This window comes from Corynebacterium flavescens (genome assembly GCF_008693105.1).
Lineage (GTDB): Bacteria > Actinomycetota > Actinomycetes > Mycobacteriales > Mycobacteriaceae > Corynebacterium > Corynebacterium flavescens.
Map to the genome: position 1 here is coordinate 62190 of NZ_VXKK01000037.1, position 14461 is coordinate 76650.

Genomic DNA, 14461 nt, shown 5'->3' on the forward strand with positions numbered 1-14461 from the left:
TGCAGCAATCCAGCCCGGCCTCGCACCTGCCCTGAGAGCGTTGCATAACTGTCGCGTACACCTCCTCGGGCATACGTCCACCTCGCCTCGGGCGCTTCTTCATAGGGGTGCGTTTTATTGGTGCTCTTTTCACCGTGTGGTTTCCTTTCTGCTGTGGCGGTTGCAGCCGCCAAAAAATGTTGGAGTATCGGCTCTTGTATGGCCCGGGCCGTAGGGCACAAAATGCGGGGCGAAGTAGCGCAGGCATAGGGCCTGCTGTCCCACCCCGCCCCGCTGTGGGGAGGTTAATCACGCCGCGTTCGTGGTCACGATCTCCGCATCGATAACCTGCTGTACCGTCTCCTTCGCCTGCGATAGGTCGGTACCTAGCAGGCGGTCGAGGGTGGCTACCGCCATTTGCGAGAGCTCACGGTCGCCGGTGCGTGAGTAGTATTCGAGGGCTTTTCGCAGCTTCGCTTCGTCGCCCGCAGTCTCCGCTGCAAGGAGTCCCTGCGCCTGGTGCGCTACGTACTGCTTGCGCGCATCCTCGTCCTGCTGGGGTTCCGACTGTTGTGCAGGCCGGGCCTGTGACGTCTGCGCTTGGGGCCGCTCCTGCTGCGCGTGTTGCTGGCCGTCACCCATGAGAGACCCGTCCACACGGCCCTCAACCATCGTAGATCCTGGCTGCCCAGCCGCCGCGCCCATAGCGGTCAGCAGCTTCTCGACCGTGAAATCCGGCAGGGGCTTCTGCTCCCCTGGCTGCACCTGCAAGGCCGGGTTAGTGGTCACAATCTTTGTCAATGTCCAGGTGCGTGGCGCCCGCGCCTCAACAATCGCAGACACACGGAACGGAACCTTCTTCTGCACCTGAATCTTCCACTCCGTATTACGGGAGGGCTTACCGGCCACCATTTCGGTCACCTCGTCCAGGCGGGCTGTGCAAATAGCTGGGCCGGGGAAGTTCGCAAGCTGCCGCATAATGCCATCAGACACGTTCGCCGCGGCGTTCCACAAGTCCATATCGGGCTTAGGCTCCTCGCCATTAAGGCGGCGCTTCTTGCGGGTCAGCCGGTCTTTCATCGCCTGCTCCGCATTGTCTTTGATCAGATCCCAGATCTCGGTGAGTGAGTCCAAAATCAGCAGATTGTATTTGCCTTCTGCTGCGGGCTGGGCTGATGCCCACTGAATGGCCTCACGGATCTGCTGGAGGGTGCCGTCATGCTCGATGATTTCAAAATCAGCGCCAGGGATACTGCCGTAGGCGTCTGCCACGCCCTCCCCAATCTCAATGAAGAACGAACGATCCACAGTCTCCAATGTGGTTGCTTCCACTGCCGCCCAGGTCTTACCACCGCCGGCGATACCGGCGAGGAGGATAACGGGGGACGATTGCACACCGGTTGGTTTACGTGTATTGAAATCGTGCATTACTTCGTCTCCTTACCGTCAGTGATTTCCAGCACTTCGCCAGCGCTTTGTACGAGGGCTTCAATAGCAGCCTTAGCCACCTTCGAGCGGCCCGGCGTGACCCGAATCGACGGGCTGGAGGATTCCTTAATCTCCCACCCCGCAGGCAGTTCACCAGTTACTTGCCAGTGCTCCAGTACCTTGCCGGAGATCTCGGCCTCGTCCTCGTTCGAGATAGAGAAGTCGAGCAAATCGGGGCGATTCTCTGCCAGATAGGTGACGAGTTCGTGCGCTTTCTCCGTGGATGGGTGAGGCAGGAGGTCGATGATCTCCGCGCCGGCATCCTCGGCCATTCCAAGCAATACAGCCGGGTCGGTGCAAACGGCCTTCTTACCAGGAGCCGTGACAGAAAATGAACCAATCTCCAAGCCCTGGGCATTCTTCACGGTCTTTTTGTCGCCCGGTGTGAGCTGCTTAGCCAGCTCCTCCTTGAAGGTTTTGTGAATCCCGTTGAGCTTCTTAAGCACGGCGGATTGCAGGATCACTTTCTCAAATGGGTCGCGCTCACTAGCGGGCGCGGGGGCGGGGGTGTTAGTCTGAGTATGCATCGTGTTTAGATTCCTTTCTGCCGATGCGGCCCCTCGATTTATAGGCTTGCAGGCCTGAGGGGTCTTTTAACGTTTTAGGCCGCGGTTTGCAGCTGTTCTATCTCTACGAAGCGGTCAAGATCTTCAGCCTTGAAGAAAATGCGGCGCCCGATCTGGTAAGTGGGAACATAATTGCCGCGTTCTTCTTGCCTGTAGAGGTAGAAAGTATTTCGGGAGATTCCGCCGAGGTATGCTCGGGCGTCCTCCTCCGATATGAGGCCCGATGTGTAGACCATTCGGGTTTCCTTTCTGCCGATGCCCTTGCAGGGGCGGTACTATCTTGTACTGGGTTTCGCTGCTTTGCAGTGCATACCCTGTACTAGACTGTACTAGACCGTACTATGTGTGTCTAGTCGAGGGTAAAGATACATTCCGCTGATAGGCTAAAAGCCATGACCACCACACAGTGGCGGGCAGGCCAACTCCTTCAGGCCGCCCGCGAACGGCAAGGACTATCCAAAGCCGAAGCGGCCCGACGCTCCGGCCTCTCCGAGTCGTGGTGGCGACGCCTAGAAACCGGCGTAAACATACGCAACGGGCAGAAAATCCCCGTGAAGGCAACCCCAGAAGCCCTCACCAAAGCCGCCCACGGGGTAAACCTCGCGGCAATAGAAGTCCTCATCGCCGCAGGAATGCGCGAACCGGCCGCCGACACCCCTGGGCAGCGAGCTGCTGCGCATGATCTCATAGACTCAACCCCGGAAGAACGACTACCCGAAGCGGTGGCGTTTCTTCGCGGCCTAAACGCCACCCGTTAGAGGAAGTATGGCGCCCAGCTTTTCCATAGCGGCCCGTGCCATAGTCTGATCCAGGTGAGCGTACCGACGGGTGGAAGCTACATCACTGTGCCCAAGAATCTGCACGATAACCTCCACCGGCACCCCGGCAGCCAGAAGTAGCGACGCGGTTGTGTGGCGGGTGGAGTGCAGATCCACCGGCTCGTATCCCGCCGACTTCTGTAGCTTCTTCCATTCTCGCGTCACTATCCGCGGATCGAGTGGCAAACCTGATTCGGAAGCCCACACCAGACTATAAGGGTTAGGCCGGGCTGTATCCCGATGCTGTCGCAGCACCATGAGCAGCGGCCCGGGTATAGGCGTCATGCGGATAGACGCCGCCGTCTTAGGGCGCACCAGAATGCGGGAAGCCCGCAGTTCCCTAAACTCCTGGCCCGGCTTTACCGCGTGCTCGCGCCGTGGGCATTGCACCGCGGGCTTCCCCTCCCTGCATCCGCATTTAGGGCCGTGACGCCACGGTATTTGCTGCACCTGCCACGACAAATCAACCAGCCCGCGCTCTAAATCGAGGCGATCCCACTCCAGTGCGATAAGCTCAGCCCTGCGGAAACCGAGAAGAAGATACGACGCCCACAGCGAAAAAAGCGGATCCTTGGCCGCCCTCGAAAACTCGAGAATATGCGCGGCATCCTTCGCTGCTAAAGCTGTGCGTGTGGCAGAACGGGCCTGCGGGCGCTTCACCCGCTTACACGGGTTTGAATCCATTTTTCCCCACTCAACCGCGGCATCAAGACAGGTAGATAGTGCAGAACGCACGGCCTGCTGTGTCCTGCCAGACACGCCGGATTTTTCCACGGCCTGGTCGAGCTCAAGCACCTCCTCAATGCCCAGATCCGCGAGCTTGTATTTTCCTAGGGTCGGAACGATATGCCGACGGTGTGCAGATTGGAGATTTTGGAGAACGCGAGGACTCACGCCTTTCGGCGCTATTTGCTCCAACCATTGTGCCGACCAGGTCTCCACGGTGATTTTCTCCGGCTGCTTCTGCTTCGTGAGTAGCCGGCGGTAGAGCTCTAGCTGGCGGCGCTTCACTTCGCTGCGAGTCTTGGCCGAGATGTACTTACGGACGCGTTTGCCGGTGCCGTCGTAGCCGGTTGTTATTGCTCCGCGCCAGCGCCCGCCGGTTTTGTAGATGGTGCCAAGGGTGATCTCTACGTCGCGCATGGGGGTGGCCTTCTGGGAGTGGTGGGAATGGCTGTACTTGTGGTTGGCAGCCAGGTTGGCAGCCACCATTTAGTACAGGATAGTACACCATAGGACATAGTGGCGACGTGCGACTATCTCCCCCCAGAAGAAAAACACACCCTGTACTGGTACTTGTATAAAACGGCACCCCAATCTTCCAAGCTGAAGACGCGGGTTCGATTCCCGTCATTCCCTCCATAGAATACACCCCATGACCTGCTCTTATAGGACATGGGGTGTTGTTGTATTTTCCGGTATCAAAAGCGGTGGCAGCCAATTTGGCGCCAACTCAGAATTTAAGGCGCAACAATTGGCCCGTAAGCGTCAGGGCGACGATCACGATAGAACTGCCAGTCATAACGAGTCTTACGGATCTCGTCCATGTCGACGGTAGCTACGATGAGCTCCTCGTCTTTGGTGCTTGCTGGCCCAGCAACGTAGTTGCCCTTCGGGTCAACGATGTAAGAGGAACCGTAGAACTCTACTGCTTCGTCACCGAACTCATCATCCTCAATACCGACCCGGTTTGGCACTGCAACAAAGTATCCATTTGCCGCAGCTGCTGCTGGCTGCTCAATCTCCCACAGGCGATTGGACAGACCCGGCTTTGAGGCGTTGGGGTTGAACCCGATTTCGGCTCCCGCCAGCCCCAAGTTCCTCCAGCCTTCGGGGAAGTGCCGGTCATAGCAAATTGTTACGCCAATATTGCCCACCTTAGTCTCGAACACTGGCCAGCCAGTGTTGCCAGGGCGGAAGTAGAACTTCTCCCAGAAGCGATCCACGTGCGGAATGTGGTGCTTCCGGTACTTTCCCACCAGAGTTCCGTCCGCATCAATGACGACGGCCGTGTTGTAGAGAACTCCGGTGTTCTCTTCTTCATAAATCGGAAGAACAATGACTATGCCGAGCTCCTTAGCTAGCTTCTGGAACCTCTCAGTCGTCGGTCCTGGAATCGATTCGGCATAGTCGTAATACTTCGTGTCTTGAACAATTCCGAAGTACGGGCCGTAGAAGAGTTCTTGATAGCAAATTATCTCCGCGCCTTCTTTTGCGGCTTTTCGAGTTAGCTCCTCGTGCTTTTCAATCATGGATTCCTTATCCCCAGTCCACTTGGTCTGGGTAAGGGCGATTGTCACATTGGACATAGAATTTGCTCCTTGGGGCAAGATAATTGTGTGTTGTCGTGCAGGTTGGGTTTTCTGGTTTTTAGGGACCGCTCCTTAGCGTGGCGCCAACTCGGATGACGGGCGCAGAACGCCTAGAGCCCTTAGGCTGGCACACGGTCACTCACCTCACGAGTTTCTTCAGCTTCAATCCGGAAAGGAACTGTCACTTCTTGTCCGCGCTTTGCTAGCTTCGTGACATTGAGCAGTAGATAGACCGCGAAGCCGACGCCGAAGCTGACGACCCAGTTGTAGTCATAGAGAGTTTTGAAGATAGGTATGAAGCCGTCCACCGGAAATGGACCAGTTTTTGCCCCGTCTACTTCTGGCGAGTACGCACCCGCCACTGCGAAGAATGCACCAATGACGAAAGCCAAAAGCGCCTTAATATTGAATCCTTGCCTGTACCAATATTTCGATCCGGGAGTAAACAATGCCGGAACATCTAGGTTTGCATTCTTTAGCAGCCAATAGTCGACCACCATTACACCACCGATAGCTCCTGTGACGCCCCCGTAGAAGCCGAGCCAAACAAATACGTAGGATTCAGGGTTCGACAAAAGGCGCCACGGAAACATGCATGTTCCGATGAGCATTACAAGGCAAACCCCTACCCGGAAGTTTATCCACTTGGGGAAGGCATTCGTCATGTCTAGAGCCGGACCCGCCATATTTGCAGCCACGTTGGTGGAGAAGTTCGCTAGGACAATGATGAGGGCGCCGATAACAACCACAACGGGATTTCCGAGTGTGGCAACGAGTGCATCTGGACTCCACAAGGACGTGGGATCAACTTGGAATACCGCAGCGGCCGTCGAAGTCACCAGGACAGCAATCAAGGAGAAGGCGAACATCGATAGCGGTAGTCCGATGATCTGTCCCCTTCGCTGAGACTTTTGGTCTTTGGCGAAACGGGTGAAGTCTGGCATGTTCAGCGAAAGCGTTGCCCAGAAAGCGATATTGGCCATCAGCCCCGGAGGAAACACTCCCAACCAAAAGTCGCGTCCCCACCCCACCTCAGAGGGTTGCTCGACTACAGGGCCGAGGTCCCCTTTAGAGCGAAAGAGGAGGTATGCCAACAAGATGATTAGGGAAATCGAGATTAGCGGCGCTGATAGTTGCTGCAACCGTTTCACTGCACCAAATCCCCGGACGATAGCCCATACCTGGGCTACTGCACAGAATACAAAGCAGAACCAAACGGTGACTCGCTGTTCCCCAATGAATCCAAGAGATAAAATCGGCGCCTCTTTCCACCAAGACCCAAAAAGAACGCCTAATGCCAGATCGAGGGCTAGTGCCGTCAACCAGGTTTGAATTCCCGCCCAACCGCAGCCTACGAGGGCACGCAAGAGGGCGGGGACATTTGAGCCTCTAATGCCGAAACTCGAGCGAACAAATACGGGAAAGGAGATCCCGTGTTTAGCTCCCGCGTGACTATTGAGGAGCATGGGAACGAGAATGATTAAGTTCGCGAGAACAATAGTAAATACCGCCTGAAACCAATTCATCCCCATTGCAATTAGTGAAGACGCCAATGTCCACGTAGCGGCGTTAATCGCCATTCCTACCCACAAAGCCAAGTAGGCCCCGGACCCCCAAGTTCTTGCCAAAGGGGCAACCGGACGTAAGTCGGGATTGATTAACTCCCGTGAGACAGCTTGTGATGAAGTCATTTTCTTGCTCCTTAAGGAAGGACTCGGCCAAGGTGCCGAGCAAGTAAAGTGAGGTTCAGATTCGTCCACGATCCAACTCAGTGTTCGCGGTGCTGCCTGTGGTGAGGCTCCAATAAGCGTTTTCTTCGAAGTTCTGAGAGACTGCGGCTATCAGCTAGATCCAGCCGGAGCTAGCTGATAGTGCGGTCAATGAATCTCTATTCCGACCTCCTTTCGGTAGGCTTCCATCGCCGTCCAATCATCCGCGAGCTCAGGACATTGTTTTGTTAGTTCGTCCCAGGTGATTGATGCACGGCCCGAATCAACGGAAACCATGTCAATACAGCCCTCAACTGGGCAGACGTTCGCGCATAATGCGCAGCCAACACAGTCGCTTTCCCTGACTCGCGGAGTCGGGCGAAGGTCTAACGTCCTCTTTCCATTAAGCAAAGGGTTGATCCCCGGGCTAACTACATCTCCGTCCGTATTCACGAGGTCGATACATTGATGAGCCGTGTCATGGCATGCAGTCACACACAAGTTGCAACCAATGCACTTATCGAGGTTGATTCTCGCTACTGACTTCGCAGACAAGTCCAGCTCATTGAATGTGCCATGTGTGGCGAGGGCCTTACCCCGAAGATCTTCGATGGTCGCGAACCCCTTCTCATCCATCCAGTTGCTTAGGCCCTCACAGAGGTCCTCAATGATACGAAAGCCATGGGTCATCGCAGCTGTACAGACTTGCAAAGAAGTCGCGCCAAGCAACAAGAACTCCGCAGCATCTCTCCAAGTAGAGACACCACCCATGCCGGAAATCGGAATCTCTGCAGCTTGAACCACCTCGTCTTGCATCACCTCAGACAGCATGTGCAAGGCAATGGGCTTGGCCGAAGGACCTGCTAATCCACCGTGCGTCGACCTTCCCCCGATGGTGGGAGATACTTTAAGAGAGTCAAGGTCAACTTTTGTGACTGAGTTGATCGTGTTTATCAAGCTGAGCGCATCTGCTCCCCCGGCCAGGCCGGCCCGTGCAGACACGGTGATGTCAGTGATATTGGGAGTCAGCTTGACTATGACCGGCACTGACGCTGCTGAGGTGGCAAGCTGCGTATTGAGCTCACATAGGGCAGGGTTCTGGCCGACGGCAGATCCCATCCCCCGCTCCGACATTCCCTGCGGGCATCCGAAGTTAAGTTCTATTCCATCGGCACCGGCACTCTCTGCCGCTTTAACGTAATAGTCCCAAGTCTCCGGCTTTGCATCGACCATGATCGACACTATGAGGGCACGGTCAGGCCACTTCTTCTTGATCTGCTCAATCTCTCTCAAGTTGGTTTCGAGCGGCCTGTCCGAGATAACCTCCACGTTGTTGATGGCCAACATGCGCTTGCCTTCTTTTGTAAAAGACCCGTATCGGTTAGAAATATTGAGCACCGGCGGGCCAATGGTCTTCCAAACAACCCCTCCCCAACCTGCTTCAAAAGCCTTGTCCACTTGATAGCCGGAGTTCGTCGGAGGCGCTGAGGCAAGCCAGAACGGATTGGGGCTTTCAATGCCTGCGAACCTTGTCCTTAAGTCAGCCATTGCTTTCTACTTCCCTTCCAGATAGTCATTAATCGCACGAGCCGCAAGCTTTCCGTCTTGCACCGCCATCACCGTCGATGCATCTCCGGTTACCCGTATCGCGTCGCCTCCTGCAAAGACGTTCTCGAACTGCCCCGTAGCTTTAAAGGACTCCACGTCCAAGAACCCGCGGTTTAGTCCTAATCCAAAGGAGTTTTCTTCTTCGTACTTCTCCTGGCCAATTGCTGAGATCACCATGTCGCAAGGAATGATGACGTCTGGCTCGCCCGAGGGGACCACACGCTTTCTGCCAGCTGCATCCACGCCATCGACTTCCATCCGGGTGCCTCGGATGCCGCTTACTTCTCCGTCCTCGTCGAGCAAGATTTCGGCCGGTGCTGCCAAGAACTGAAACTCAATACCGAAGTTCGTGGCAAACTCGTACTCGGCATCGAAAGCCGTCATCTCACCAGGGGTTCGACGATAGATAATTGTTGCCTGGGCTCCACACTGCCGGGCGGTAGTGGCGGCATCGATTGCCGTGTTTCCGGCTCCGATGACGACTACTCTGCGGGGAGGAATCAACGAATCTGGAGCGGTCTTGAACTGCGCAATGAACTCTAATCCGTCCACGGCTTTGTCGGCACCGGGAAAGTCGAGCCCTGGAACTTTGCCCAGCCCTGTTCCCAGGTAAACAGCATCAAATTCACTTGCAACCCGCACTAGTTCCTCCTGAGTCTCCAACGATGTATTTGTCGAGACTTTCACACCCAGTTGCTCGACCATCTTTACTTCATGGAGCGCTGCTTCTATAGGTTCCCGGAGGGTGATAATCCCATAAGTGGACAAACCTCCTGCCATTTCGCGCCGCTCCCATACCTCAACGAAATGCCCGGATTGGGCAAGAGTGGCCGCTGCAGATAAACCAGCCGGACCAGATCCAACAACCAGTACTTTCTTTCCCGTCGGAGTCCCTGCTTTTAACAAGGCCTCGTCTTTGTGCGCACTGTAATCCGTGGCATATCTCTGAAGCCTTCCGATGGAAATGGGGCGCTCAGTTTTGTTGAGGACACATGCGCCCTCACACAGCTCTTCGACGGGGCAGACCCTCGCACAGGTTCCTCCGAGGAAGTTCGCTTGGAGAATCGTCTTGGCAGAACCAGTTACGTTCCCGGTATCGATCTTCTTAATGAATCCAGGAATGTCTATGTGCGTGGGGCACGCTTGCATGCACGGCGCATCCGCGCAATATAGACACCTTTCCGCTTCAAACTGCGCTTCTTCCGGCCTAAACGGTTGATGCAGTTCTTCCTGGCGCAGACTTGGAAAAGGGAGTTGTGTAGTCATGGGGGTTCTCCTATGGGGTGTCAGTTCGCGCTAGATTGCTTCTACAATCTCTTTCTTGCTGCTTAGAGCTTTGATAGCCAATACCGAGAGGAAGCCGAGAGTCACGCCGATGGGCCAGCTGAAGGAAGCAAGTGCAGAGAATGCTGGGACGAGGGCGACAATGAGAGTCACGATGCCGCAGAGAAGGAATGCCGCGATATAGGGAACGTTGAAGCCGCCGCTATAGTGGTAAGCCCCTTGAGGCGCAGAGGTATAGAGATCCTTGACAATGAACTTTGACTTCTTGACCAAGTAGAAGTCCGCAATCAGGATTCCGAAGAGCGGACCAACAAGGGCACCGACTCCGCCGAGGAAGTAGTTAATGATGACCGGGCTTGAGTACATATGCCACGGCATAACAACGATTGCTAGGACAGCAGTGATAACGCCGCCAATCTTGAAAGTAATTGCTTTCGGTGCCAAGTGCGCGAAGTCAAAAGAGGCCGACACAAAGTTACAAATGATGTTGACGCCGACCTGCGCAACGGACACGGCCAGGGTCGCTACCAGTAAGAGCGTGATGGAATCAAGATCTCCGAGGAGCAAGATGGGGTCTGTGACTGCAGCGTCATAAACCTCCGCTGAAGCGATACCAATAATGACCGAAATCAAAGCAAAGGCTATGCCGTTCAAAAGCAAGCCAAGTGCGTTTCCACGACGGACAGAGGACTCGGAAGATGACATACGGGTAAAGTCTGCAAAGTTCAACATAGGTCCTGCCATGTAGGCAAGGACCAAAGAAGCGACAGAAAGAACTCCGACAACAGCGGCACCACCGGTTAGAACCTGATCCGACATAGTGTAATTCCAGTCCAGCTTCCAGTCAGCGCGTGACAGTGTCCACAGCGCCAATGCAATCATTGCGATCCAAATAGTGGGGCCAGCGAAGTCAGACAACCTACGCACGGTCTCCATCCCGCGATGCAGGACAAAAAGCTGCGCGGCCCAAAGAAGCAACAGACACATCCACCCAAGCTGCGACAGCCCCAGAAACATTGTGTTGTTCAAGGGCTCGAGGCCGGGGAAAATCTTCAGAGCTAAAATCAAGACTGCCTGCGAAGCCAAAAACGTTTGGATTCCGTACCAGCACACGGCCACAATCGCTCGCAAAAATGCAGGTATGTTGGCGCCATTTACACCGAAAGACATACGGGCGAGAACCGGGAAAGGAACGCCGACGCGCTGCCCCGCTACTCCCATGAGATTTGATGCACCCCACATGGCAATCATGCCAATAGCCATGCCAAGTAGAGCTTGCCATCCGTTGAGGCCTAGGGCCATGAAGCCGACAGCCATGGCATAGCCGCCGAGCGAGTGCCATGCGCTCATCCACCAATTAAAAAGGCTTCCCGTCCCCCAGTTCCCCTTTCCGGTACGGGGCGCGATGTCTGGATTAAAAAGCCTGCCATTTGAAATGTGCTGGTCCGTTAGACCGTGCTCCGTGCGCCAGCTCGATGCTGCAGTAGAGGTGGCAACGGAAGCTTCCACCGTAGAGGGAATTGTAGCTGTTACTACAGTTGATTCCGGTTCTTTACCGTGTTTCATGATGGTCATGAGATGTACTCCTGGTTGGTTTCACAGGGCGATTGAGATTTGTGTGCCCCGGGGATGGAAGAAGGCTAAGCCTTCAAGTGATCGAGGTCTCCGGTGATGAGACGCGAAACAATATCTGTGTGAACAATGAGGCCTTGGACTAGGTCTTCATCAGCGGTGAACTCGCGCTCGCAGTGGGACACTCCGCCTTCTGAGGGGACGAATATCATAACAGTGGGAACTTTGCGATTTAGAGGCACGGAATCGTGGCCGGCCATGGTTTCAATTCTCATGCAGCTAACCCCCGTGTTCGCCGCTGCCTTTTCAGTGAGCACAACTCCGTCATCTGGGTAGCGCTGGTGGTCTCGGATATCGAAATCAACAGCCTCAATGGTGATGTCTCGAGCGCGAGCGACTTCCTCGCAGTAGTCGACCAGAATCTGGCGTGCTTTCTCGACATCTTCTCGGCGATGCCCTCGCAGGTCGATGACCAAGTTGACCTCACGCGGGACAACAATCGGCGAGTTCGGTTCTACGTTGAATTGCCCCACGGAAGTAACGATTTGCTCCTCTTCAAATTCCTCGACAACTTCCTCGGTTTTTAGTACCAGTAAAGAGGCCGCTGGCAGAGCGTCATGCCGATCTTTCATTATGGTCGCGCCCGTGTGGGACTGCTCGCCTAGTACTTTTACGTTAAGTTTCTGGGTGTACCAAGATTGCGTCACGGCACCTATCGCGATGGCATGACGCTCAAGGAGCCGACCCTGCTCGATGTGGATTTCTGCATAACTCGCGGGCACCGGGGCCTCATCCTCGCCGAGGTAGCCGATAGACTCCAAGGCTTCCCGCACTGTGGTGCCACCAAGGTCCTTTACTGCAAGCATTTCGTCGCGGTCGAAGAATCCACACATGACAGAGGAACCCATAATGGATGGAGCAAAGCGTGCGCCTTCCTCATTGAACCAGTCAACAACCGCCACGTTGTACTGCGGAATAACTTCACCGGCTTCAACGCGGCGCTTAAGCTCGATTGCCGCGTGAAAGGCCGCAATCACGCCGAAGCAGCCGTCAAATCTTCCACCGAGCGGTTGGGAGTCTAAGTGAGATCCCGTCAGCACGAAGTCCGCGTCGGGGATGAATGTGAGAAGAGCGAATACATTGCCGATGCTGTCTACACGGACTTCGAAGCCCTCCTCCTCGGCGCGCTGCTTGAACCAGTCGCGGATTCTCCCGTGCTCTGCTGTCCCTGCTTGTCGGTCGACTCCATTCCTAGCTGTAGCTCCAAACTGCCACGTATCGTGAAAGTCAGCCAGAAACTGATCAGTGTCTTGAATTACTGCGGTAGTCATTTAAAGTTTCCTCATCTCTTTGTGAGTGTGCTTTTGGGAAATGCTTCTTATCGCATAAGGAGCCTCGGGAAATGAGCTCCTTATTCTTGAATCAGGCAAGCTCTAGACCAGGTACTGGCAGGCCTGCCGCTTAATGAACTCGCCGTGGCCTTTCTTGCCTAAGTACTCACCGTTGTCTATGAGGACCTTTCCGCGGGAAATGACCGTGTCAACGTGGCCATCGACTTCGAAGCCTTCCCAGGCGGAATGATCCATGTTCATGTGATGTGTCTTGTTCAGCCCGATCGACGTGTGCCCATTGGGGTCATAAATAACGATGTCACCGTCGGCACCAGGCGCGATAACGCCCTTCTTTCCATACATTCCGAACATGCGCGCCGGAGTGGTCGATGTGAGCTCCACCCAACGTTCCAAAGTAATCTCGCCAGTGACGACGCCTTGATACATCAAGTCCATGCGGTGCTCAACAGAACCGATTCCGTTGGGAATCTTTGAGAAGTCACCGATTCCGAGTTCTTTCTGGCCCTTAAAGCAGAATGGGCAGTGGTCTGTGGCGACGGTTTGGATGTCATTTGTCCTTAGCGCCTGCCAAATTCCCTCTTGGTGATGTTCGTGCTTCGAGCGCAGCGGAGTTGAGCACACCCACTTGGCTCCTTCAAAACCAGGTGCACCCAGCTGGTCCTCCAAAGACATGTACAGATATTGGGGGCAGGTTTCACCAAAGACGTTCTGACCGACATCCCGAGCTGCCGCCAGTTGCTCCACGGCCTGCTTTGCCGAGACATGAACGACGTAAAGTGGCGCGTTTGTAAGGTTTGCAAGCATAATCGCACGGTGCGTCGCTTCTTCTTCCATCTGCCAGGCGCGCGCGACACCGTGGTAGTAAGGATCAGTCTTGCCTTGAGCGAGTAGTTCTCCGACCATTGCATCAATTGCCGGACCATTTTCCGCATGCATCATGGACAAAAGCCCAGTGTCTGCAGCCTTACGCATCGCCTTATAGATCTGGGCATCGTCGGAGTAGAATACGCCCGGATAAGCCATGAAAAGCTTGAAACTTGAGACTCCCTCATCCATGAGGCCGTCCATTGCCGCCAATGAGTCTGCGTTGACATCACCGATTATCTGGTGAAATCCGTAGTCAACTGCGCATTGGCCAGCGGCCTTATCGTGCCAATCTGCAAGACTGTCCACCACTTGCTCACCGTATTTTTGAACGGCGAAGTCGACAATCGACGTCGTACCACCCCATGCTGCCGCCCGAGTACCGGTTTCAAATGTATCCGAGGCCTCTGTGCCTCCGAAAGGCATTTGCATATGGGTATGTGCATCGATTCCTCCTGGAATGACGTACTTACCCGTGGCGTCGATTGTGGAGTCCACGTTCTCCGCGAGGTTTTCACCCAGAGTCTTTGCCCCTGGCGCAAGTACAGCAGCAATCTTTCCATCTTCGATCAGCACATCTGCCGCCCCCTTACCGGTCGCGCTGATGACCGTTCCTCCCTGGATTAATGTGGTTGGCATAAGTGCTCTCCTTTAAAGTATGCAGCGAGTGGGGACCACCCCATTCGTTATCTGTCGCTCTATAGGTAACGATGCCACTCGGCTACACCTACCAACAAGACGAATTCTGTTCATTTGGAGGGTGAAGTCGTGACACTTTGTACACCTGGACAAAACCCCAGTTAAACCGGTGGATAACACCTCAAAGTCAGTCGACTTTCGCAACTAAGGCAACACTTTCCACCCGTACTATAGGCCGGCCAATCCCGGTTTCGACGGTTGTCTGCCTCA

The 14461-nt window shown here is 54.9% G+C and carries 12 protein-coding genes; 1 reads left to right on the top strand and 11 read right to left on the bottom strand.

Annotated features, from left to right (window positions below; all coding sequences use genetic code 11):
- Positions 1–288 precede the first annotated feature (288 nt).
- The 3 genes from F4V60_RS09415 to F4V60_RS09425 all read right to left on the bottom strand — a co-directional run bounded on the left by F4V60_RS09415 (position 289) and on the right by F4V60_RS09425 (position 2269).
- Positions 289–1407, bottom strand: coding sequence for an AAA family ATPase (locus F4V60_RS09415; protein ID WP_075730351.1), 1119 nt, complete (start codon positions 1405–1407; stop codon positions 289–291).
- Positions 1407–1994: a hypothetical protein gene (locus F4V60_RS09420; protein WP_075730352.1), complete on the bottom strand. Its 588-nt coding sequence runs from the start codon at positions 1992–1994 to the stop codon at positions 1407–1409. Before F4V60_RS09420 ends, F4V60_RS09415 begins: the two co-directional genes overlap by 1 nt.
- A gap of 74 nt (positions 1995–2068) precedes the next feature.
- Positions 2069–2269, bottom strand: coding sequence for a helix-turn-helix domain-containing protein (locus F4V60_RS09425; protein ID WP_075730353.1), 201 nt, complete (start codon positions 2267–2269; stop codon positions 2069–2071).
- 156 nt (positions 2270–2425) lie between these two features.
- On the opposite strand from F4V60_RS09425, the gene F4V60_RS09430 reads away from it, so the two are divergent.
- Positions 2426–2791 carry a helix-turn-helix domain-containing protein gene (locus F4V60_RS09430; protein WP_075730354.1) on the top strand — a complete coding sequence of 122 codons (366 nt, stop codon included), beginning with the start codon at positions 2426–2428 and terminating at the stop codon, positions 2789–2791.
- On the opposite strand, the gene F4V60_RS09435 is transcribed toward F4V60_RS09430, so the two are convergent.
- The 8 genes from F4V60_RS09435 to hydA all read right to left on the bottom strand — a co-directional run bounded on the left by F4V60_RS09435 (position 2774) and on the right by hydA (position 14191).
- The gene (locus F4V60_RS09435) at positions 2774–4063 is read right to left on the bottom strand and encodes a tyrosine-type recombinase/integrase (protein WP_075730355.1); all 1290 of its coding nucleotides are present in this window, start codon (positions 4061–4063) and stop codon (positions 2774–2776) included. The genes F4V60_RS09430 and F4V60_RS09435 overlap by 18 nt on opposite strands.
- A gap of 248 nt (positions 4064–4311) precedes the next feature.
- Complete coding sequence (locus F4V60_RS09440) at positions 4312–5160, bottom strand: nitrilase-related carbon-nitrogen hydrolase (protein ID WP_075730356.1); 849 nt, start codon at positions 5158–5160, stop codon at positions 4312–4314.
- A gap of 122 nt (positions 5161–5282) precedes the next feature.
- The gene (locus tag F4V60_RS09445) at positions 5283–6854 is read right to left on the bottom strand and encodes an NCS1 family nucleobase:cation symporter-1 (RefSeq protein WP_075730357.1); all 1572 of its coding nucleotides are present in this window, start codon (positions 6852–6854) and stop codon (positions 5283–5285) included.
- A 186-nt stretch (positions 6855–7040) separates the two neighbouring features.
- Positions 7041–8420, bottom strand: coding sequence for an NAD-dependent dihydropyrimidine dehydrogenase subunit PreA (gene preA / locus F4V60_RS09450; protein ID WP_075730358.1), 1380 nt, complete (start codon positions 8418–8420; stop codon positions 7041–7043).
- Between the two features lie 6 nt (positions 8421–8426).
- Positions 8427–9746 carry an NAD(P)-dependent oxidoreductase gene (locus F4V60_RS09455; protein WP_084559191.1) on the bottom strand — a complete coding sequence of 440 codons (1320 nt, stop codon included), beginning with the start codon at positions 9744–9746 and terminating at the stop codon, positions 8427–8429.
- Positions 9747–9776: 30 nt separating this feature from the next.
- Complete coding sequence (locus tag F4V60_RS09460) at positions 9777–11339, bottom strand: NCS1 family nucleobase:cation symporter-1 (protein ID WP_084559192.1); 1563 nt, start codon at positions 11337–11339, stop codon at positions 9777–9779.
- Positions 11340–11404: 65 nt separating this feature from the next.
- Complete coding sequence (locus tag F4V60_RS09465; RefSeq protein WP_075730359.1) at positions 11405–12667, bottom strand: M20 family metallo-hydrolase; 1263 nt, start codon at positions 12665–12667, stop codon at positions 11405–11407.
- Positions 12668–12769: 102 nt separating this feature from the next.
- Complete coding sequence (gene hydA / locus F4V60_RS09470; protein WP_075730360.1) at positions 12770–14191, bottom strand: dihydropyrimidinase; 1422 nt, start codon at positions 14189–14191, stop codon at positions 12770–12772.
- Positions 14192–14461: the final 270 nt, after the last annotated feature.